The sequence below is a fragment of the Paraburkholderia sp. RHO2 genome, from assembly GCF_050955445.1.
GTDB classification, from domain to species: Bacteria; Actinomycetota; Actinomycetes; order Mycobacteriales; family Mycobacteriaceae; genus Prescottella; species Prescottella agglutinans_A.
Window position 1 is genome coordinate 2,336,831 of record NZ_CP162617.1, and the last position, 19,996, is coordinate 2,356,826.

19 protein-coding genes and 5 tRNA genes are annotated in these 19,996 nt (G+C 69.5%); 10 read left to right on the top strand and 14 right to left on the bottom strand.

All coding sequences use genetic code 11. From position 1 onward, the window contains the following. The first annotated feature begins 88 nt into the window (after positions 1–88). Positions 89–1,267 carry an alpha/beta hydrolase fold domain-containing protein gene (locus tag ABTV10_RS10780; protein WP_499034635.1) on the top strand — a complete coding sequence of 393 codons (1,179 nt, stop codon included), beginning with the start codon at positions 89–91 and terminating at the stop codon, positions 1,265–1,267. 26 nt (positions 1,268–1,293) lie between these two features. Here the strand turns inward: ABTV10_RS10780 and ABTV10_RS10785 are convergent, their stop codons facing one another. Beyond that, a complete protein-coding gene (locus ABTV10_RS10785; RefSeq protein ID WP_433612517.1) occupies positions 1,294–1,887 on the bottom strand; it encodes a DUF3000 domain-containing protein in 594 nt (197 codons plus the stop codon). A 118-nt stretch (positions 1,888–2,005) separates the two neighbouring features. Here ABTV10_RS10785 and hemE point away from each other — a divergent pair, with 118 nt between their 5' ends. The 7 genes from hemE (at position 2,006) to ABTV10_RS10820 (ending at position 9,388) form a co-directional block, all read left to right on the top strand. Beyond that, on the top strand, positions 2,006–3,073 hold the full coding sequence (hemE, locus tag ABTV10_RS10790; RefSeq protein WP_433612519.1) for a uroporphyrinogen decarboxylase: 1,068 nt from the start codon (positions 2,006–2,008) through the stop codon (positions 3,071–3,073). Further along, the gene (locus ABTV10_RS10795; protein ID WP_499034636.1) at positions 3,070–4,434 is read left to right on the top strand and encodes a protoporphyrinogen oxidase; all 1,365 of its coding nucleotides are present in this window, start codon (positions 3,070–3,072) and stop codon (positions 4,432–4,434) included. Before hemE ends, ABTV10_RS10795 begins: the two co-directional genes overlap by 4 nt. A gap of 4 nt (positions 4,435–4,438) precedes the next feature. Continuing rightward, positions 4,439–5,134 (top strand): hydrogen peroxide-dependent heme synthase, encoded by a 696-nt coding sequence (hemQ, locus tag ABTV10_RS10800; protein WP_433612523.1) that lies wholly within the window; start codon positions 4,439–4,441, stop codon positions 5,132–5,134. A gap of 110 nt (positions 5,135–5,244) precedes the next feature. Then, complete coding sequence (locus ABTV10_RS10805; protein ID WP_499034637.1) at positions 5,245–5,679, top strand: hypothetical protein; 435 nt, start codon at positions 5,245–5,247, stop codon at positions 5,677–5,679. Between the two features lie 23 nt (positions 5,680–5,702). Then, on the top strand, positions 5,703–8,000 hold the full coding sequence (locus ABTV10_RS10810; RefSeq protein ID WP_499034638.1) for a molybdopterin guanine dinucleotide-containing S/N-oxide reductase: 2,298 nt from the start codon (positions 5,703–5,705) through the stop codon (positions 7,998–8,000). Positions 8,001–8,036: 36 nt separating this feature from the next. After that, positions 8,037–8,387, top strand: coding sequence for a GntR family transcriptional regulator (locus ABTV10_RS10815; RefSeq protein WP_433612527.1), 351 nt, complete (start codon positions 8,037–8,039; stop codon positions 8,385–8,387). Then, a complete protein-coding gene (locus ABTV10_RS10820) occupies positions 8,384–9,388 on the top strand; it encodes a DUF1648 domain-containing protein (RefSeq protein WP_499034640.1) in 1,005 nt (334 codons plus the stop codon). Before ABTV10_RS10815 ends, ABTV10_RS10820 begins: the two co-directional genes overlap by 4 nt. On the opposite strand, the gene ABTV10_RS10825 is transcribed toward ABTV10_RS10820, so the two are convergent. From ABTV10_RS10825 to ABTV10_RS10850, 6 genes are all read right to left on the bottom strand, one after another. Beyond that, on the bottom strand, positions 9,334–10,029 hold the full coding sequence (locus ABTV10_RS10825; RefSeq protein WP_499034642.1) for a hypothetical protein: 696 nt from the start codon (positions 10,027–10,029) through the stop codon (positions 9,334–9,336). The two genes, ABTV10_RS10820 and ABTV10_RS10825, sit on opposite strands and share 55 nt — an antisense overlap. Continuing rightward, entirely contained in the window at positions 10,026–10,388 is a 363-nt protein-coding gene (locus tag ABTV10_RS10830; protein WP_499034643.1) for a PadR family transcriptional regulator, read from the bottom strand. The genes ABTV10_RS10825 and ABTV10_RS10830 overlap by 4 nt, the downstream gene beginning before the upstream one ends. A 93-nt stretch (positions 10,389–10,481) precedes the next feature. Continuing rightward, positions 10,482–10,919 (bottom strand): peptide-methionine (R)-S-oxide reductase MsrB, encoded by a 438-nt coding sequence (msrB, locus tag ABTV10_RS10835; RefSeq protein WP_499034644.1) that lies wholly within the window; start codon positions 10,917–10,919, stop codon positions 10,482–10,484. Positions 10,920–10,953: 34 nt separating this feature from the next. Beyond that, a complete protein-coding gene (locus ABTV10_RS10840; protein ID WP_499034646.1) occupies positions 10,954–12,204 on the bottom strand; it encodes a glycosyltransferase family 87 protein in 1,251 nt (416 codons plus the stop codon). 51 nt (positions 12,205–12,255) lie between these two features. Then, on the bottom strand, positions 12,256–13,821 hold the full coding sequence (locus ABTV10_RS10845) for an alpha/beta hydrolase (RefSeq protein ID WP_499034648.1): 1,566 nt from the start codon (positions 13,819–13,821) through the stop codon (positions 12,256–12,258). 22 nt (positions 13,822–13,843) lie between these two features. Continuing rightward, positions 13,844–14,641, bottom strand: coding sequence for a pyrimidine reductase family protein (locus ABTV10_RS10850; RefSeq protein ID WP_499034649.1), 798 nt, complete (start codon positions 14,639–14,641; stop codon positions 13,844–13,846). Between the two features lie 22 nt (positions 14,642–14,663). Between ABTV10_RS10850 and zapE the strand changes: the two genes are divergently transcribed. Beyond that, entirely contained in the window at positions 14,664–15,677 is a 1,014-nt protein-coding gene (gene zapE, locus ABTV10_RS10855) for a cell division protein ZapE (protein ID WP_433612543.1), read from the top strand. Between the two features lie 28 nt (positions 15,678–15,705). On the opposite strand, the gene ABTV10_RS10860 is transcribed toward zapE, so the two are convergent. Both ABTV10_RS10860 and ABTV10_RS10865 read right to left on the bottom strand, forming a co-directional pair. Next, positions 15,706–16,236 (bottom strand): GNAT family N-acetyltransferase, encoded by a 531-nt coding sequence (locus ABTV10_RS10860; RefSeq protein ID WP_433612545.1) that lies wholly within the window; start codon positions 16,234–16,236, stop codon positions 15,706–15,708. A gap of 63 nt (positions 16,237–16,299) precedes the next feature. Continuing rightward, positions 16,300–17,562, bottom strand: coding sequence for an MFS transporter (locus ABTV10_RS10865; protein ID WP_499034650.1), 1,263 nt, complete (start codon positions 17,560–17,562; stop codon positions 16,300–16,302). Here ABTV10_RS10865 and ABTV10_RS10870 point away from each other — a divergent pair. Continuing rightward, positions 17,561–18,946 (top strand): GH1 family beta-glucosidase, encoded by a 1,386-nt coding sequence (locus ABTV10_RS10870; protein ID WP_499034651.1) that lies wholly within the window; start codon positions 17,561–17,563, stop codon positions 18,944–18,946. The genes ABTV10_RS10865 and ABTV10_RS10870 overlap by 2 nt on opposite strands. Before the next feature lie 193 nt (positions 18,947–19,139). Here the strand turns inward: ABTV10_RS10870 and ABTV10_RS10875 are convergent. The 5 genes from ABTV10_RS10875 to ABTV10_RS10895 all read right to left on the bottom strand — a co-directional run bounded on the left by ABTV10_RS10875 (position 19,140) and on the right by ABTV10_RS10895 (position 19,643). Continuing rightward, positions 19,140–19,214 (bottom strand) — tRNA-Val (locus ABTV10_RS10875). A gap of 64 nt (positions 19,215–19,278) precedes the next feature. Further along, positions 19,279–19,354: transfer RNA gene (locus ABTV10_RS10880), tRNA-Gly, on the bottom strand. A 44-nt stretch (positions 19,355–19,398) separates the two neighbouring features. Then, a tRNA-Val gene (locus tag ABTV10_RS10885) sits at positions 19,399–19,473 on the bottom strand. A gap of 1 nt (position 19,474) precedes the next feature. Further along, positions 19,475–19,545 (bottom strand) — tRNA-Cys (locus tag ABTV10_RS10890). Between the two features lie 25 nt (positions 19,546–19,570). Further along, a tRNA-Gly gene (locus ABTV10_RS10895) sits at positions 19,571–19,643 on the bottom strand. Positions 19,644–19,996: the final 353 nt, after the last annotated feature.

Sequence of the window (19,996 nt, forward strand, 5' to 3'; positions counted from 1 at the left end):
TAGCTTAATGACGTTCAGAAACAGGTTCCTGTTACGCCAAGTAGCAACTGCAGCCCTGACGGCGAACGCTCTGCGGCCGGTCCCGGGGATGCCGCTTTCCGTCCCGACGTTCCTGTCCGGGTGGCTCACGGCCGAGCTTGCTCCGCAGTTGCTCGCGGTCACGATGGCCGACGCGGCGATTCACGTGGGGCGCCGGGGGATTCGCACCCGAGCCGACGCCGCGGCCGTCGCCGTCGCCGGGTTGTCGGCCGCCGGACTCGCCGCCGTGATCGCTACCGGGCGCGGCGCACGATGGGAGGTCGAGTCGGCGCTCACGTCCGCGCTCGGATCCGACTACCGAAGCGCCGCCGGCGGGTCGGCAACCGTCGCGGGGGTGCCGTGGCGCCAGCTGGTGTTGCCGTTCCGGATGCACCACCCCGACGTGGTGCGGGTCCGCGATCTCGCGTACGCGCCCGGCGGCCGACGGTTCCTGATCGACGTCTACCACCGGCGCGATATCCCGGTGGACGCGCCGATCCTGCTCCAGATCCACGGCGGCGGGTGGGTCATCGGCAGCAAGGACCATCAAGGAATCCCGCTGATGCTGGAGATGGCCTCGCGGGGGTGGGTGTGCGCCGCGATCAACTATCCGCTCTCACCGAAGGCCGTGTGGCCGGCGCACCTGGTCGCCGTCAAGCAGGCGGTGGCATGGCTGCGGGAGAACGCGCCGACGTACGGCGGCGACCCCGAGTTCGTGGCCGTGACCGGCGGATCGGCCGGTGGGCACCTGGCGGCGATGCTCGCGCTCACCGCGGACGATCCGAGCCTGCAACCCGGGTTCGAGGACGCCGACACGTCGGTCCAGGCCTGTGCCCCGCACTACGGCGTCTACGACTTCGCGGGGGAGACAGGGATCAAGGCGACACGCCAGCGGGTGGAATCCGGGCTGATGCCGATGGTGCTCGGGAAGCAGGCGCGATTCCCCGAGGACTACGAGGCGGCATCACCGCTGAACCACCTACGGTCGGAAGCGCCCCCGTTCTTCGTCGTGCACGGCATCAGTGACTCGTTCATCCCGGTCGCCGAGGCGCGCGAGTTCGTCCGGCGGCTGCGTGAGGTGTCGGAAAATCCTGTCGCCTTCGCGGAACTTCGTGGGGCGCAGCACGCGTTCGACATCTTCCCGTCGATCCGCAGCGCCGCCGTGGCGGAGGGAGTCGCCGACTTCCTGGACTGGACGCGGGCCCGACAGCGGTCCGGCGAAGCGGCCTCCACCGAAGCGGCGGGCTAGCGGACGGCCGAGTCGCCGATCCGGCGTCAGGGCCTCGGCCGACGACCGAGTTTGGTGACCCCTGCCGGTGGAAGACCCGCGGCGTACGCGAGGACGTCGCAGAACGCCTCGACATGGGAGGCCAGCGCCGTCGACGTCGCCGTCCACGACGCCCGCAACTCGAGTTGGTGCGCGTGCGGTGGGCCCGCGATGTCGCCGTACCGCACCGAACTGGTGGCGGTGACGGTGCCGCCCAGCGCGACGATCTCGTCGGCCTTCTCGGCGAGCGCGTCGACGAGCCAACTCCACGCGACCTCCGGGAGCAGGGGATCGGCGGCCAGTGCGGGTTCGAGGTCGGCCTGGATGTACGCGACCAACCGCATCGTGCCGTTCCACGCCTCGTCCCCGTCCGGGTCGTACAGCAGGATCAGCCGTCCGAACGCGTCCCCCTCGGTGTGTTCGGCGACCGTGCCGGTGTCGGCGTGGCGCACCTCGGCGCCGATGGCGTAGCTGAAGGGCGCGAGCCGTTGCGGCGGGCGGATGGGCCCGAGCTCGATATCCGGGTGAACCGCGGCCGAGTTCATCGCGTCGACTGCGGCGCGGAACTGGGCGGGTTCTTTCGGCAATCCCGGGGTCGTCACACCTGCGGACGTTAGACGCCGCACCTGGTAGGGCGTCGGAGGCGCGCCGATTCTGCCGGGCGTCCAAGTCGTGGCAGCATGGAGCCCGATGAGCGGCTTGGAAGATACGAATGCAGGGATGAGCGGGCGCGCGGAATACCCCGCTCGGCGGGTGCTCGACGACGCACCGTTGTTGGCGGCGGCCACCGGCCGTCCGGCGAAGCATCGGCCCGTGTGGTTCATGCGTCAGGCCGGACGCTCGTTGCCGGAGTATCGGGAGATCCGGGCGGGCATCGGGATGCTCGAATCCTGCTTCGATCCGGAACTCGTCTGCGAGATCACGATGCAGCCCGTTCGGCGGCACAAGGTCGACGCGGCGATCCTGTTCTCCGACATCGTCGTTCCGCTCAAGGCGGCCGGCATCGACCTCGACATCGTGGCCGGCGTCGGCCCCGTCGTGGCGAACCCGGTGCGGACGGTGGCGGATGTCGCCGCCCTGCCGCGGCTGGTGCCCGACGAGGTCGGCGCGGTCGCGCAGGCCGTGCGCCTGCTCACTGCCGAGCTCGGCGAGACGGCGTTGATCGGTTTCGCCGGCGCGCCGTTCACGCTTGCGTCGTACCTCGTCGAGGGCGGCCCGAGCCGCAACCACGAGCGGACCAAGGCGCTCATGCACGCCGACCCGAAGACGTGGCACGCGCTCCTGGGCCGCATCACCGACATCACGATCGCGTTCCTGCAGGCGCAGCTGCACGCGGGTGTCGATGCGGTGCAGCTGTTCGACTCGTGGGCCGGCGCGCTGTCGCTGGCCGAGTACCGCGAGTTCGTGCTGCCGCACTCCGAGCGGGTGTTCGTCGAGGTCGAGTCGGCGCGTGTGCCGCGCATCCACTTCGGCGTCGGCACCGGCGAGCTGCTCGGCGCGATGGGGGAGGCCGGCGCCGACGTCGTCGGCGTGGACTGGCGCATCCCGCTCGACGTGGCCGCGCGGCGCGTCGGACCCGGCAAGGCGTTGCAGGGCAACCTGGACCCGGCGGTGCTGTTCGCGGGTTGGGACGCGATCGAGAAGCAGGTCCGTCGCATCTGCCGCGAGGCGGACGCCGCGGTCGCGGCCGGCGCCACGGGACACATCTTCAACCTCGGACACGGCGTGCTGCCGGAGACCGATCCGGCCGTCCTGACCGATGTCGTGGAGCTGGTGCATTCGTTGTGACATCACGGCGCGTCTCGGTAGCGGTCGTCGGTGGCGGCGTCACCGGCCTGGTCGCGGCGTACCGCCTGCGGCAGCAGCTCGGTGCCGACGCCGAGATCACCGTCGTCGAGGCGGGACCCCGGTTCGGTGGCAAGCTGCGGACGGTGTTCCTGGGCGACGGTCCGGTCGACGTGGGCGCCGAGGCGTTCATCGCCCGCCGGCCCGAGGTCGCGGAGCTGATCGTCGAACTGGGCCTCGGGGACCAGTTGGTCCATCCCGCCGGACGTCAGCCCCTGATCTGGTCGCAGGGGACGCTGCACCCGCTGCCGACGCGCACGCTGATGGGCATCCCGTCGGATCCGCAGTCGGTGGCCGGCCTCGTCGACGCCGACACCCTCGCCCGCATCGTGGCCGAGCCGTCGGTGCCGTTCGAGTGGGATCCGGCGGCCGACACGGACGTCGCGGCGCTGGTGAGCAGCCGCTTCGGTGAGCAGGTGGTGCGCCGCAGCGTCGACCCGCTGCTCGGCGGCGTGTACTCCGGCCTGTCCGACTCGATCGGTGTGCGGGCGGCGCTGCCGACACTCGCCGCCGCACTCGACGCGGGTGCGACGAGTCTCACGGCCGCGGTGGCCGCCGCGCTGCCCACGCCGTCGCCCGGTCCGGTGTTCGGGACCCTGCGGGACGGCTACGGTGCGCTGCTCGAGGCGCTGCGTGAGGCCGCCCGCCCGCGCACCCTCCTGGACGTCGCCGCCGACGGTCTGCGCCGCGACGGGGCGGGCTGGTGGCTCGACCCGGTCGGACACGTCGACGGGGTCGTCGTCGCCGCCCCCGCCCCGGACATGGTCCGTTTGGTCGCCGAGGCGGCGCCGCGCCTGGCCGCCGCCGCCCGCGGCATCGAACTCGCGTCGTCCGCCGTCGTGGCGCTCGCGCTGCCGGACGACGCGGGCGTCCCGGAGAACTCCGGCATCCTCGTCGCGTCGGGGGAGTCGTTGGGCGCCAAGGCGTTCACGCTGTCGAGCCGCAAGTGGCCGCACCTGGCCGAGCGGGACGTCACCCTGGTGCGGGCGTCGTATGGGCGCTTCGGGGACGCCGCCGTGGTCGACGCGCCCGACGCCGACCTGATCGCGAAGGCGCGCGCCGACCTCGAGACGGTGACCGGGGTGTCGGCCGACCCAGTGGACGTGTTCGTCCAACGCTGGCACGGCGGCCTGCCGCAGTATGCGCCCGGCCACCTCGATCGGGTCGCCGCGATCGAGGACGCGATCTCCGAGGTGGACGGACTCGAAGTCGCGGGCGCCTACCTGCACGGCGTCGGGGTTCCGGCGTGCGTCGCGGCGGCGACGACGGCCGCGACACGGCTCGCGGCACGAGTGGCAGGATGAGGCCATGGCACGCCTCGATTTCGACAAGCTCAACTCCACCCTCCGCTACGCGATGTTCTCGGTCTTCCAGGCTCAGCCGGGCGTCCTCGGTGACGACCGCGCCGCCGCGGTGAAGAACGCCCAGGACTTCTTCGACTCCTACGAGGACACCGACGTCGTGGTGCGTGGCATCTACGATGTCGCCGGTGTCCGCGCCGACGCCGACTTCATGATCTGGACGCACGCCGAGCGCCTCGAGGACCTGCAGAAGCTGTACGCGGATTTCCGTCGCACCACCGATCTCGGCCAGGCCAGCGACCCGGTGTGGTCCAACGTGGCGCTGCACCGTCCCGCGGAGTTCAACAAGAGTCACGTCCCGGCCTTCATCGCCGGCGAGGACCCGGGCAACTACATCTGCGTGTACCCGTTCGTGCGCTCGTACGAGTGGTACCTGCTGCCCGACGCCGACCGGCGCAAGATGCTCGCCGACCACGGCAAGGCCGGCCGCGGCTACCCGGACGTGCGCGCCAACACGATCCCCGCGTTCGCGCTCGGCGACTACGAGTGGATCCTCGCGTTCGAGGCCCCCGAACTCGACCGCATCGTCGACCTGATGCGCGACCTGCGCGCCACCGAGGCCCGCATGCACGTGCGCGAGGAGACCCCGTTCTTCACCGGTCCCCGCGTGAGCGTCGAGCAGCTGGTCAACTCTCTGCCCTGACCCGATGCGACCAACACCCCGCGCCCGACAGGTGCGGGGTGTTTTCCGTCTGTACGCCCGCGTGAGCCGGTGCGGCTCTCGTATTCTGTGCCCACGAGAAGGGCAAGGCGATGGGCAGTGCACGACGGTTCCTCGGCGCGGGCGTCCTGACGGTCGGCGTCGTGACCGGTCTCGCAATGTCGCCGATTGCCCAGGCGTCTGCGGCGCCCACTGTGAACACCTTCCAGATACCACTCGTCGTGAACACCGGCATCTGGGCATGCAGCGCTTACCACACGTTCTGCTCCTTCACCCCGGTCGCGATCACTGGAGAGACGCCCGGGATGGTGACGTTCCCCGCCCGATACCCGACCGAGCCGGGACGCCCGACCGTCAAGGGCAGCTACTACATGCACTGGCGGAACCTCGCTACCGGCACCTTCGGGATGCTGGTGGTCCCGAACAGTGAGGCCGTCAGCGTGTACACCGGGGCGGGGCCTGTGACCGCGTCGATGACGACGGGCGGCGAGGTCATCGCGGGAACGGGCTTCTTCTCGGTGCCCTGAGTCCCGCTGGCACACTGACAGCCGTGAGTTCGTCGGCGCGGTACCAGCACATGGCGCACTGGGGCATGTTCGAGGTGGAGTCCTCGGGCGGCGACGTGAGCGCGGTGCATCCGTACACGGGGGATTCCGATCCGTCCCCGATTCTGGGCAACCTGCCCGGGTCGGTGCGGCACCGGTCCCGCATCACCGGTCCGGCGGTCCGGCGCGGGTGGCTCGAGCAGGGCCCCGGCCCGTCCGAGGTGCGCGGCGCAGACGAGTTCGTGCCCGTGTCGTGGGACGAACTGCTCGACCTACTGGCCCGTGAATTGCGCCGCGTGGTCGACGAACACGGCAACCGTGCGATCTTCGGCGGCTCGTACGGCTGGGCCAGTGCCGGCCGCTTCCACCACGCGCAGAGCCAGGTGCACCGGTTCCTCAACATGCTCGGCGGCTACACCCGGTCGGTGCACACCTATTCGCTCGGTGCGACCGGCGTCATCATGCCGCGTGTGGTGGGCACGCACTGGAAGCTGTTCGCCCGCTCCACCAATTGGGACGTCATCGCCGACAACACCGATCTGATGGTGTGCTTCGGCGGCGTGCCGCTCAAGAACACGGCCGTCAACGGCGGTGGTACCAGCGAACATCCGACCCGCGGCGCCCTCGACCGGTTGCGGGATCGCGGCGCCGAGGTGGTGTCGATCAGCCCGCTGCGCGACGACCTGCACGGCCGGTGCGAGTGGATCGCACCGGTCCCCGGAACCGATGTTGCGATCATGCTCGGCCTCGCGCATGTGCTCGCGTCGGAAGGCCTGCACGACAGGGACTTCCTCGAACGGTACTGCGTCGGGTACGACCGCTTCGAGAGCTATCTGTTCGGTGCCGACGACGGCGTCCCGAAGACGCCGGAGTGGGCGTCGGCGCTGTCCGGGGTGCCCGCCGAGCAGATCAGGACGCTGGGACGCCGGATGGCCGCGGGCCGGACGATGTTGACAGTCACGTGGTCGCTCCAGCGCGTCCGATACGGCGAGCAGGCTCCGTGGATGGGAGTGACGCTCGCCGCGATGCTCGGCCAGATCGGGCTTCCGGGAGGCGGATTCGGACACGGCTACGGGTCGATGAACGAGCCCGGACTCGCCCCGGTGCCGTACCCACTGCCGACGCTGTTCCAGGGCAGTAATCCGGTGTCCGACTTCATCCCGGTGGCCGCGATCGCCGACCTGTTGCTGCGTCCGGGGGAGGAGTTCGACTACGACGGCCGACGCCTCACCTTCCCGGAGACCAGGTTGGTCTACTGGGCCGGCGGCAACCCGTTCCACCACCACCAGGACCTGGCCCGGCTGCGGCGCGCGCTGGCCCGACCGGACACGATCGTCGTGCACGAGCCGTACTGGACGCCGATGGCCCGGCACGCCGACATCGTGGTCCCGTCGACCACGTCGCTCGAACGCAACGATCTGTCCTGCACCCGCAACGATCCGCTGCTGGTCGCGATGCATGCGGCGGTGCCCCGGCACGCCGATGCCCGCGACGACTACGACACCTTCTCGGCGCTCGCGTACCGGTTGGGCTTCGGCGAACGCTTCACCGAGGGCCGCGCCGCGCAGCAGTGGATCGAGCACCTCTACGAGCAGTGGCGCGGCTTCGTGCGGGCGGATCCGGTGCACCTGGAGGCGCCCGCGTTCGACGAGTTCTGGGAGCGCGGCCACGTGCGGATGCGCACCGAGGACGGGTTGTCGTTGTTCTCCGATTTCCGTGACGATCCCCACCGGAGCCCGCTGACCACACCGAGCGGGCGCATCGAGATCTTCTCCGCCGACATCGACGGCTTCGGCTATGACGATTGCGCCGGCCACCCGCGCTGGTACGAGCCCGACGAGTGGCTGGGCGGCGAGCGCGCGCGGCGCTTCCCGCTGCACCTGATCGCGAACCAACCCCGCACGCGCCTGCACGGACAGCTCGACCACGGCGGCACCAGTCAGGCGTCGAAGATCCGTGGTCGCGAGCCGATCCGCATGCATCCGGCCGACGCCGCCGATCGGGGTCTCGGAGCAGGTGACGTGGTCCGGGTGTTCAACGACCGGGGGTCCTGCCTCGCCGGTGTCGTGCTCGACGACGGCGTCCGCCCGGAGGTGGTGCAGCTGTCCACGGGCGCCTGGTACGACCCGCTCGACCCGGCGGATCCCGACTCGATGTGCGTGCACGGCAACCCCAATGTGCTCACCGCCGACGTGGGCAGCTCGCGCCTGTCGCACGGCTGCACGGGCCAGCACGTGCTGGTGCAGATCGAGCGGTTCGACGGCGATCTGCCGCCGATCAAGGCCTTCGAGCCGCCGCTCTGACTTGTTCTATTTGAACTAGAACAATATGGTGAGTGTGTGCTCATCCGTATCGATCAGTCGTCCGCCGTACCGCTGTACGAGCAGTTCGCCGCGTCCGTGCGCGGCGCGATCGCCGACGGTTCCGTGGCGGCGGGCGAGCGGTTGCCGTCCGCCCGGGATCTTGCGGCGTCGCTGGACGTCAACATCCACACCGTGCTTCGCGGCTACCAGTTGCTGCGCGACGAGGGGCTGATCGAACTGCGGCGCGGCCGCGGCGCGGTGGTGGCCGCGGACGCGTCCGCCCGGAGTCGCTTGCTGGACGCGGTCCACGGACTCGTCGCGGAGGCGAAGCGACACGGCATGAGCGCGGCCGACCTGCTCGACCTCGTGAAAAGGGAAATGGTATGACCAACTCGATTCCGGTGCAGAGTGTTTCGTGGTTGCGAGGGTTCGCGGGCGCGTTGGTTGCACCCGTCGTCGCGGCGGCGGGTGCCGTCGTCACGCTGACGGCGTGGTCCGGCGACCTCCCCGAGCCGGTTGCGATCCACTTCGGGCCCGGCGGGGCCGCGGACGGCTTCGCGTCACGCACAGTGGCCCAGTGGTCGCCCCTGCTGGGCCTCGCGTTCGCGGTGCTCCTCGGCGGAATTCTCTTGTTGCTCACCAGGCGTGACGTGCGTGCGGCCCGCATGGGCGCCGCGATCGCGTCGGGCACCGGAACCGCCGTCGCGATCCTGCCGGTGGGGATGCTTGCCTCGCAGCGGGATCTGGTCGACGCGGCCGCGGCCACCTTCGATGGATGGTGGCTCGTGCCCGTCGTCCTGGTGGGAGTCGCCGCGGCCGTCGCCGGTTCCGCACTGGTCGGGCGGCCCGCTTCCGCAGTGACGGAGACCGCGCCGCAGTCGGACGCGGCGCGGATCGATCTGACCGATACCGAGACCGTCGTGTGGACGGGGACGGCGGCGATGCCGCGCTGGCTTGCCGCGGTGCTCGCGCTGGTGCCGGTCGTCATCGTCGTGGCGGTCGCCTGGGCCACGGCGGAGGCGGCGGCGCCGATGCTGCTCGTCGCTGCGGTCGTCGGCGCACTCCTGATGGGGCTGGCGCTCGCGCCGGTGCACGTCGTGGTGGACGGGCGCGGCCTCGAGACTCGGTACGTGCTCACCGGTGGCCGACGCTGGATCCCGCTCGACGAGATCGCCCGCGCCGACGTCGTGAAGATCGGCTTGATCAACCGCTACGGCGGCATCGGCTACCGGGTCGGCCCCGACGGCGTCGGCCTGCTCGTCCGGCCGGGTGAGGCGCTACGCGTCACCCGCGGTGACGGGTCCAAGTTCACCGTCACCGTCGACGGCGCGGATCAGGCTGCGGCCGTGCTCAATTCGCTGGCCGCGCGGGGGCGGGTCGCCCAGTAGCGGGCCGTGATCGCCGTCGCGGCCAGTGTGATGGAGACGACGGCGATCACCGCGACGAACGTTTCCGGTTCGGTGGTGAACCCGAGCACACGCGCGACCCCGACACCCGCCGCCGTCGCCACGGCGCCGCCGGCGGGCAGGGTCGCGGCGAGGCACCGGGCGGTGTGGCCGGAGCGCGGATCGCCTACCCAACGCAGCATTACGAACGTGCAGGTGACTGCCAGTAGATACCCGAGCAGGCCCGTCGCCGCGTAGAGACCGACGATCAGGTACGCCGGCTCGATTCGCAGTTCGCCCGTGGTGAATCCCACGTAGAGGATCGCCCCCAGGAGTGCGAAACCGACGGCGATGCCGACGAGGGCGACCGGCACGATCACCGGTAGGCGCAGGGCTCGCCCGGACAGCCCGCGCTCGTCCGCCCACTCCCGCAGCGTTTCCTCGTGATCGTCGCCGACGACACTGCTGGCGGGCAGTCCGTCCGCGTCGGCCGCGGTGAGTTCGTCCGACAATTCGGTGAGGAGGGCGCGGCGGTCCACGCGTCGAACCCCTGCTCTGCGCCAGATGCGCTTGGCATCCCGCAGGATCTTCGGACGGTCGTCCAGCACTGACGGTTCCGTGTGGTCGGTGCTTACCTCGATCATGCAATTTCCTCCCCTGATGTGGTTTCCGAGATCGGATCCAGTAGTGCGGTGACGCTCTTGGCCACGGTGAACCACTCGGCGGTGCCCTCGGCAAGGGCTGTCCGGCCGGCGGCGGACAACGAGTAGTACTTCCGCGGCGGGCCCGATTCGGATCGGCGGCTCTCGGATTGGACCAATCCGGCCTTCTCGAGGCGGGCGAGTAGTGGGTAGGACGAGCCTCCCGCGACCAGCAGGTTCCGCTCAGCCAGTCTCTCGGTGAGTTCGTAGCCGTAAACGGGTTGTTCCCGAAGCAGGGCGAGTAGGCAGATATCGAGCACTCCCCGGAGGATCAGGCTGCGGCGTTCGACCGAAGGACTCATGCACAGCAAGGTAGCAGTAGCTTGGTGAGCAAGATAGTGAAACGAGAAATTGCCCCCGGCGACTGGCAACGTCGCCGGGGGCACTCCTTCGTTCTAGGAGCCTTCGGTCGGTTGGAGCCTCAGCGAGATGCTGTTGATGCAGTACCGCTTGTCGGTGGGGGTGGGGTAGCCCTCACCCTCGAAGACGTGGCCGAGATGGCTGTGGCAGTTGCTGCACAGCACCTCGACGCGGTGCATGCCCAGCGAATCGTCGGCGCGCAGGATCACCGCGTCGGAGTCGGCCGGATCGAAGAACGACGGCCACCCGCAGTGCGATTCGAACTTCTCGCTGCTGCGGAACAGTTCCGCACCGCAGGCGCGGCACGAGTACACGCCTTCGGTCTTGGTGTTCGTGTACTCACCGACATGTGGCGGTTCGGTGCCGGCCTGCCGGAGCACGTGGTACTCCTCGGGCGTCAGATGCGCGCGCCACTCGCCGTCGTTGCGACGAAACCTCGGTTCGGGGAGACCGGAATCCTGTGTGGAACTCATGCCCCCACGCTAATACGACAAGGCGCGCACCGTGTCACACCTTGGCGGGCGCGGGGGCAGCCGCCTCCCGGTCGGCGACGAGGAAGTCCGGGTCGATGCCCTGATCGAGGCGGCCCTCCCGCTTCGCGGTGAGGTACCGGTTGACCAGGACCGCGAAGATGACGATGAGCAGCAGGCTCCAGCCCATCGTGGGCTTGAGGTACTCGGCGGCTCGGCCCGCTTCCAGGAAGCGGTGCGAGATCCACTCGTCCGCGCTGAGGCAGCCGTAGAGCGCGAGCCACGCCGGCCAGTTGCGCATCACCGAGTTGCGCAGCACGACGGTCATGACGAGCGGGAAGAGCAGCATCGAGTAGTACATCTGGCCGAGCGACAGCAGCAGGAACGATGCCGCCATCAACACGCCGGACGTGGTTGCGACGAAGAACAGCTCGTCCTGCCGGTAGTAGCGGTACAGCAGCCACAGCGACACCGCGACCATGGCGGCGAACACGATCCGCAGCCCCCAGATCAGTGGGACCGGCAGGCCGTAGTAGGTGCCGTTGCCGACGATCGAGCTGTTGAAGTAGTCGCGCGACTCCGACAGGTACGGGACCGTGTGGTTGATGAACTCCATCGGGTCGACCGACAGCGGCCAGGCCACCGCCATGAGGACGAGTGGGATGCCGATCGCGGTGACGAGCACCTTCCACTGTCCGCGCACCAGTGGTAGCAACAGCAGTGGCGCGAGAATGGGTTTGACCGCCAAGGTCAATCCGATCGCGGCACCCGACCACAGGTCCTTCCGGCGGAGCAGCAGCAGGAGGAACGCGACCTCGCCGAGCAGGACCAGGCCGTTGACGTTCGAGAACACGAGGGTGTTCGACACCGTCTCGGTCGAGAAGGCCGCGAACAACAGGATGGGTGCGGCCACCGAGTTCAGGGTCAGGTTGAACATCTTCAACAGCAGATACAGCGCGATGATGACCGCAATCGCGTTGGCGAGGATGAACAGCCAGCGTGATTTCTCGGGGTCGATGAGCGCGATCGGCGACAGCAGCAGCGTGCCGCTCGGCTGGTAGAGGTAGTGCGGGTCCACCGAATTGAAGTTGGCGGTGTAGACCTCGCGACGATTGAGGAACGCCAACGCGGCCTGGTACACGGGGGCGAAATCGTCGGTGACGGATCCGTTGACCGCCTTGACGACTACCCGGTGGATCACCGTCATCACGGCGAGGGGCCAGAGCGCGAAGTTGATGACCTCGGCGGTGGTGCGGCCGGTACGCGGCTCGAATCGTCGAAGGAACACTACGGCACGGTACACCGCGCGGCGGTCGGGGCGGCGCGGCCACCCCGAGGGTCACGCCGGGCAGGCACTTCCGTTCGCCGGCAGCGTCGCCGAATCCAGGTAGCGGACGAGAGATTGCCGCGCACAGTCCGAATGGGTCGTGACCGGATGGCCGTAGCCCGCCCACGTCACGTTCGACCACGTGGTGTCCGCGCTCGTGAGGGTTCCGGTGACGGTGGCGACGCCGCCGTTGCCGACAACCGGGTCGGCGGCACCGTTGAACACCAAAACCGGCACGGGGACGCTGCTCGGGAGCGGCGGCGGCGCCATCGTCGGCCACGCCGAGCACCGCATGAGCCCGACGGCGGCGTCGGCGCCGAACACCGGATACCGCTCGGCCCATGTTCGCTGGAGTTCCTTCGCGCGTCCGGGGCCCGGCCACTGCTGCCCGTCGCTGCAGCGCGCCACGAACTGACCGTCGGTGCCGACGGCCGCCTGCGTCGCGCCGATCAGTCCCTGCAGCGGCGCGAGGTCGCCGCGGCCGGCCGCCGCGAGCACGTCCGACAACTCGCGCACCCGGCCCACCTGATCGCCGCGTGGCGATCCGAGGAACGACGACACGGCCGTCAGCAAGGCACTCGACGACACCGTCCCGAGCTCGCCGGCGGCCGCGCGGTCGCGCAGCGCCACTATCGCGGCGGTCGGGTCCGGGCCCAGCGAGCAGTTCAACGCCGCACAGCGGCGGCCGAAGTCGGCGATGGCCGCCTCCTGGCCCTGGACGCGTTGCTCAGCGGCCGTTGTCGCGTCGGCGGTGGTCGCGGCGGGCGAGTCCAGCACCAGTCGGCCCACGCGGGTCGGGTATTTCGCGGCATACGCCAACGTGACCGCGGCGCCGTTGCCGGTGCCCAACAGCCCGAGACTGTCCACCTGCCACAGTTTCCGGAGCTGCTCGAGGTCGTCGGCGGCGTGCGCGGTGTCGAACGCCAGCTCGTGCGGCTGCAGCGAATCGGTGCACGCCACCGTCATGTCACGGCTCAGCGCGGCCACCTCGTCGACGCCGGACGCGTCGCCGGGCGTGAACTGGCCGAGATCGGCGAGGCCACGGCGGTCGGGGGTCCGGCCGCAGTCGACGGGCGTCGACGCGCCGATACCCCGCCGGTCGACCGCGACGATCGGTTGCCGTTCGAGGAGGCCCGAACTCGGGCCGGTCGCCAACGCGGCCAGCGTGCTCGTCGACGTGACGTCGGCACCCGACGTGAGGACCAGCGGTGCGGCATCGGCAGGCGTCTGCGGCAGGCGGGCACGCACAGCGCCCACCTCGATCGGCGCCGTCCCGCCGCCGGAAGTGTCGATCGGAGCGATCAGGGTGGCGCACTCGAACGCCAACCCCTCCGGGCCCGGTCCGAGCCCGAGCGCACCGAGGGTGGCGTCCTTGCAGTCCACCCAGTCGAGATCCCGGACCGGGGTCTGCAACTGCGGGACCCGGTCCGCCGTCCCGGACGTCGGTGCGGAGCCGCCGCCCTGCTCGACCACCGCGATGTCGGGTCGCGCGGACGGCCCGGCGCCGCACGCCGTGCAGGCGGCGAGCACTGCGCCGGCGATCGCTGCGACACCGATCCTGCTCACACGCGACTGCATGCCGGACAGCCTGCCAGGTCGGTCACTCGCCACGGGTGCGCACCCATCGCGTCAACAGGGTTCCGTCGTCGTCACCGAGGAGGTGAGCGCGCGTCATCGGCGTCGGATTCGCGTCGGGGGAGACGGCGATCCGGCCGGCCCGGCCGGCCACCAGTTGCGGAGACGTCGTCAGGCACAGTTCGTCGACGACGCCGTCCGCGGTCAGGGTGCCGAACAGGCCGGGGCCGCCCTCGCAGAGGACCCGGTACAGCCCCCGCCGCTGCAGAGCCGCGACGACGGCGGTGCCCGTCACGTTCCCCTCGGAGACGATCTCGACGCGGGCGCCCGCGTCGCGCAGGCGGGCGAGGTTGTCGGCGTCGGCGCGGGTGGAGGTCAGCACCAACGGCGGGACGGCGGTGTCGGTGAGCAGTCGCGACGTCGGATCGACGCGGCCGCTCGCGGTGACCACGACGATCGGCGGGACCTCGGACAGCCCGGACCCGAGTCGGCGCCGGGCCAGGGCCGCGTCGGTGCGTGCGCCGCCGTAGTTCTCGGTGCGGACCGTGCCGGCGCCCACGACGATCGCGTCGGCGAGCTCGCGCAGCACTGCGAACACCCGCTTGTCCGCGGGGGTGCCGAGACCCGCGGAGGCGCCGTCGACGGTCACCGCGCCGTCGATGCTGGAGACGAAGTTGACGCGCACCCACGGGCGGCCGGGCGCCGCCGGATAGTCGTACAGTGAGCGCAGGTCGTCGTCGCTCAGCTCCGGCGGCCGACCGGTGCTGCCTTCGGCGCGTGTGAGGTAGGTCGCAATATCCAGACGGTGCACGTGTTCGATCACAGCACGTCGATACGCTCAGTGCATGCATGCACGTCTTGTCGATCGCAATCCGGTGGTGCCGGCCGATCAATTGGTTGCTCAAATGGTGCCCCCGGCGATGTTCGACGAGGTCAGCTTCGCGTCCTACATTCCCGACCCCAAGGAACCCAGCCAGGCCGCCGCGGTGCGCAAGGCCGAGGAGTTCTCCCAGAAGGTCGCGAAGATCCGCGGCGGTGGTCGCCGCGGCCTGTTCGGCAAGAAGGCGCCCTCCACCGGCGCCGGCCTGTACCTCGACGGCGGCTTCGGTGTCGGCAAGACCCACCTGCTCGCGTCGATCTTCCACAGCTCCCCGTCGCCCAAGGCGTTCGGCACATTCGTCGAGCTGACGCACGTCGTCGGCGCGCTCGGCTTCAACCGCGCGGTCGAGGAGCTGTCGTCGCACAGCGTGCTCTGCATCGACGAGTTCGAGCTCGACGATCCGGGCGACACCATGCTGGTGTCCCGCCTGCTCACCGAGCTGTCGGCGCGCGGCGTGTCGATCGTTGCGACGTCGAACACGCTGCCCGGACAGCTCGGCGAGGGCCGCTTCGCCGCGCAGGACTTCCTGCGGGAGATCAAGAAGCTCGGCTCGATCTTCGAGACCATCCGCGTCGACGGCCCCGACTACCGGCACCGCGACCTGCCGCCCGCCCCCGAGCCCACCGACGACGCCGATCTCCTCGAGCGCGCCGACGCGATCGACGGCGCCACGCTCGACGACTTCGACGAGCTGTGCGCGCACCTGAGCACGCTGCACCCGTCGCGCTACGGCAAGCTCGTCGCGGGCGTGCCCGCCGTGTTCATCAAGGGCGTCCACCCGGCCGCGGACCAGTCCGTCGCCCTGCGCCTGGTCGTGCTTGCCGACCGCCTGTACGACGCCAGCATCCCGGTGACCGTGTCGGGCGCGAAGCTCGACGAGATCTTCACCCCGGAGATGGTTGCCGGTGGTTACCGCAAGAAGTACCTGCGTGCGACCTCGCGCCTGCTCGCGCTGTCGCGTTTCGAGGTCCCTGCCTGAGTCACGCCCCGTGATGCAGCGCGGCGGGTCAGACGCTGCGCTGCATCACGAAGTCGTGGTGGGTCTGGGCGCCCACCCGGAAGGTCTTCGTACCGACCTTCTCGAAGCCGTTCTTGACGTAGAACCGCTGCGCCCGCTCGTTCTCCTGGTTGACGCCCAGCCACACGCCGGCGCAGTTCGCGTTGCGCGCGTGGTCTACCGCCGCGTCCATGAGCGCCGCGGAGACCCCCGAGCCGTGCCGATCGGGCAGCACGTACAACTTGCTGATCTCCGTCGTCGGCCGCAACGACACCACCGTCTGGATGTCCTGGTCCTCGGGCGTGCCGTCCACCAGCATCACGTAGCCGACGATCTCGCCGCCGATGGTCGCCTTGAGGACCGTCCGCGTCGGATCCGTGAGGTATTCGCTGAACTTCTCCGCCGACAGCACATCGTCGATGAAGGCCGCGATGTCCTCCTTGGTCGCGTGCGGTGGGCACGCGAGCGGGAACGTCATTGCCGCGACGTCGGCGAGGGCCTCGGCATCCCACAGTCCAGCGCGGTCCACGGAAATGGTCACAGCTTCACCTCACGTACGTCGTGTCCGTCCAGGTAAGTACACCACTGTCCGGGTCGGATGGGATCACGAGGCGGTGGGCGTCGACTCCGTCGCGGCACTGGGCGATTCCACCCGACGCGGCGCGAAAGCGGGCGCGAGCAGGAACAGCCCCACCGCGAACAGTAGGGGTGCGATGAATCCGATCCGCAGATCGGTGGCCCACGCGATCCCGCCGATCACCGCGCCGCCGATCACGGTGCCGGCGTAGTTGAACAGGTTGATCCGCGCGATGACGGCGTCGGTCTGGTCCGGTGGCGCCAGCCGCCCGGCGGCGCTGAAGCACAGTGGCGCGACGACCGGCGCGCCGAGTCCCACCACGAAGAATCCGGCGATGGCGACGGCCGGTGCCTGCGCCAGCACGACCACCAGCAGGCCGACGACGCTGATCGCCGCGCCGGCGCGGACCACGGTGATCTCACCGAAGCGGCGTACCCAGTAGTCCCCGGTCAGACGGGAGATCAGGGCGGTGATCTGGTAGGCGGCCATCGCGAGCGCGGCGGTGCCCGCGTCCGACAGCAGCACCTCCTTGAGGTACAGCGCCGACCAGTTGCCGATCCCGAAGTCGATCGCATAGAACAGCACCATCGCGCAACCGAGCGCGAGGAACGGCCACAGTGGGACCGACAGCGGGGTGGCCGCCGCTTCGGCCGCCTGCTGGTGACCGGTGCGCAGCAGTCGCGGCCCGATCGCCGCGCATCCGACCGCGACGACCACGGCCGCGATCAGGACGCAGGTCGCGACCGACAGCTCCAGACTCGAGCACAGCGAGACGAACAACGCGCCGATGATCGCGCCGACGCTCCACGCCGCGTGGAACGACGACAGGATCACCCGCCCGTACGCGTGCTGGATCGACACCGCCTGCATGTTGGCGGCGGCGTCGACCATGCCGAGCCCGATTCCGTAGAAGGCGAACGCGGCGAGGAAGGCCCCGGTCGACGTCGCGAGGGCGATCACGGCCGCGGCCACCGCGATCACGAAGAGGCCGGTGCGCAGCGTCGTCCGACTCGACGTGGCCTTCGCGAGTTGTTCGGCGAGAACGCTTCCCACACCGGCCACGATGGACACGCCGACGACGGCGCCGACCACGAGGCTGTCGCTGAAGCCGAGGTCGTCCTTGAACTGTGGAAGCTGAGTGAGCAGCGCCGCGAGCATGAATCCCTGGAGGCCGAAGGCGACCGATGCCGAGACTCGGGCCCCGCTAAGGGTTTTCGTGTTTCGAATCACTGGACGAGTGTCCAACATTCTGCTCCGTTTCGTGGCGTTCTCTGCTTCACTGCTCATCATGGTGGTACAGCGATCGATTCCAGAGTTCCCTGACGATTTCCTTTTCGGTGTCGCCGCGGCGGCGTACCAGGTGGAGGGGGCGGTGACCGAGGACGGGCGGGGCCGTTCGATCTGGGACGAATTCTGCACCGTTCCAGGGAAGGTCGTCGGCGGGGAGACCGGCGACGTCGCGATCGACCACTACCACCGCTACCGCGAGGACGTCGCCCTGATGCGCGACCTCGGCATCGACTCGTACCGGCTCTCGGTGGCGTGGCCGCGGATCCAGCCCGACGGCAAGGGCGCCGTCAACGCCGCCGGCCTCGACTTCTATGACCGGCTGATCGACGAACTGTGTTCGGCCGGCATCACTCCGGCGGTCACACTGTTCCACTGGGACCTGCCGCAGACGCTGCAGGACGAGGGCGGCTGGCTGAATCGGGAGACCCCGTATCGCCTGGCGGAGTACGCGGCGATCATGGGGGAGCGGCTGGGCGACCGGGTCGGCATGTGGATGCCGCTCAACGAACCCGTCGTGCACACGCTCTACGGTCACGCGCTCGGCGTCCACGCGCCGGGACTGTCCCTCGGATTCGGTGCGCTGCAGGCGGCGCATCACCAGTTGCTCGGACACGGGTTGTCGGTGCAGGCGCTCCGCTCCGCCGGCTGCGGCAACATCGGAATCGCGTCGAATCACGCGCCGGTGCACGCCGCGAGCGACGCGGAAGCGGACGTCGAGGCCGCGGACATCTACGACCACATTGTGAACTGGACGTTCGCGGATCCCGTCCTGCTCGGCAAGTACCCGGCGGACGAGCTCGCGGCGCTGCTGACCGGCCCGGTCGACGACGACCTGCAGGTGATCGCGCAGCCGTTGGACTGGTTCGGGATCAACTACTACGAACCCACCGTCATCGCCGCGCCCCGGGAAGGTGAGGGGACTGCCGGTGTCCTCGAAGTCGACCTGCCGCCCGGGATGCCGTTCGCGCCGGTTGCGCTGGAGGGCTACCCGACGACCGACTTCGGCTGGCCGATCGTCCCCGACGGGCTGCGCGAAATCCTCACGATCTTCCGTGATCGGTTCGGCGCGGCATTGCCCCCGGTCTACATCACCGAGAGCGGATGCTCGTTCCACGACCCGGACCCGGACGCCTCCGGTCGCGTGCGTGACGAGCGTCGCATCGCCTATCACGCCGATCACCTGAGCGCGGTGCGCGCCGCCATGGACGCCGGCGTCGACGTCCGGGGGTACTTCGTGTGGTCGATCCTCGACAACTTCGAATGGGCGGCCGGATACCGGGAGCGCTTCGGGCTCGTCCATGTGGACTACGACACCCTTGCGCGCACGCCCAAGGACTCGTATCGGTGGTTCCAGGAGGTGCTGGCCGCCAGGAAGTCGGTCTGAGGACGGGAGAACCGGGGAAATGAACGAGCCCCAGCCGTGGATGGGGGGTCATGGCTGGGGCTCAACACCATCGGGGGGATGGCAAGCACGACGATACCTGAGGATTCCCTCATGTTCGAATCGGGCGGCCGGGGCGAAACCGGCTCCGGACATACGAGAAGAGGCACCTCCGTGTGGAGGTGCCTCTTCTCGGTGGTGCGCGATACTGGGATTGAACCAGTGACCTCTTCCGTGTCAGGGAAGCGCTCTCCCGCTGAGCTAATCGCGCGGGCTTTCAGATCGGAAACCCCGAGAACCCTCGGGGTTTCCTGACCGGCCACGGGGGCCGATCGTGGAGCGGATGACGGGATTCGAACCCGCGACCCTCACCTTGGCAAGGTGATGCGCTACCAGCTGCGCTACATCCGCATGTGTAACACTCAAGTTCCTCAGCAGCATACTGCCTCGAAACTTGGTGCGCGATACTGGGATTGAACCAGTGACCTCTTCCGTGTCAGGGAAGCGCTCTCCCGCTGAGCTAATCGCGCGAGGTGGAGACGGGAATCGAACCCGTGTGCACGGCTTTGCAGGCCGTTGCCTCACCACTCGGCCACTCCACCATAAAAGGTCGAGTCCAACCTCTCGAGCGGATGACGGGATTCGAACCCGCGACCCTCACCTTGGCAAGGTGATGCGCTACCAGCTGCGCTACATCCGCATTTGCTCCGGCGGGGCGTTTCCGCTTCCCCGGTGCGGTGAGAACATTAGCGGACCATTTGAGAAAGGCACAAATCGCCAGGTCAGAGCCGAAAACCAAGATCTCCGACGGGCGTCTGCCGGGGTTTTCGGGGGAACCGGCGGCCATATCCGACCCGTCGGGCCGAAACCTGTCGTTTCGGCAGCGCGGGCCTCGCCGCTCGATGAACACGAGCGGAAGGATCGAACGTGCCCGCCGGGGTGCGTAGACATATGGCGGGAATCGACTCCCGGCGTCCGCGGCCGGTCGCCGGTAGTCGGTCGCCGGGTGACGCCAGGGACGAGGTCTCTCCCTGCGGGTGCACTCACGACTCC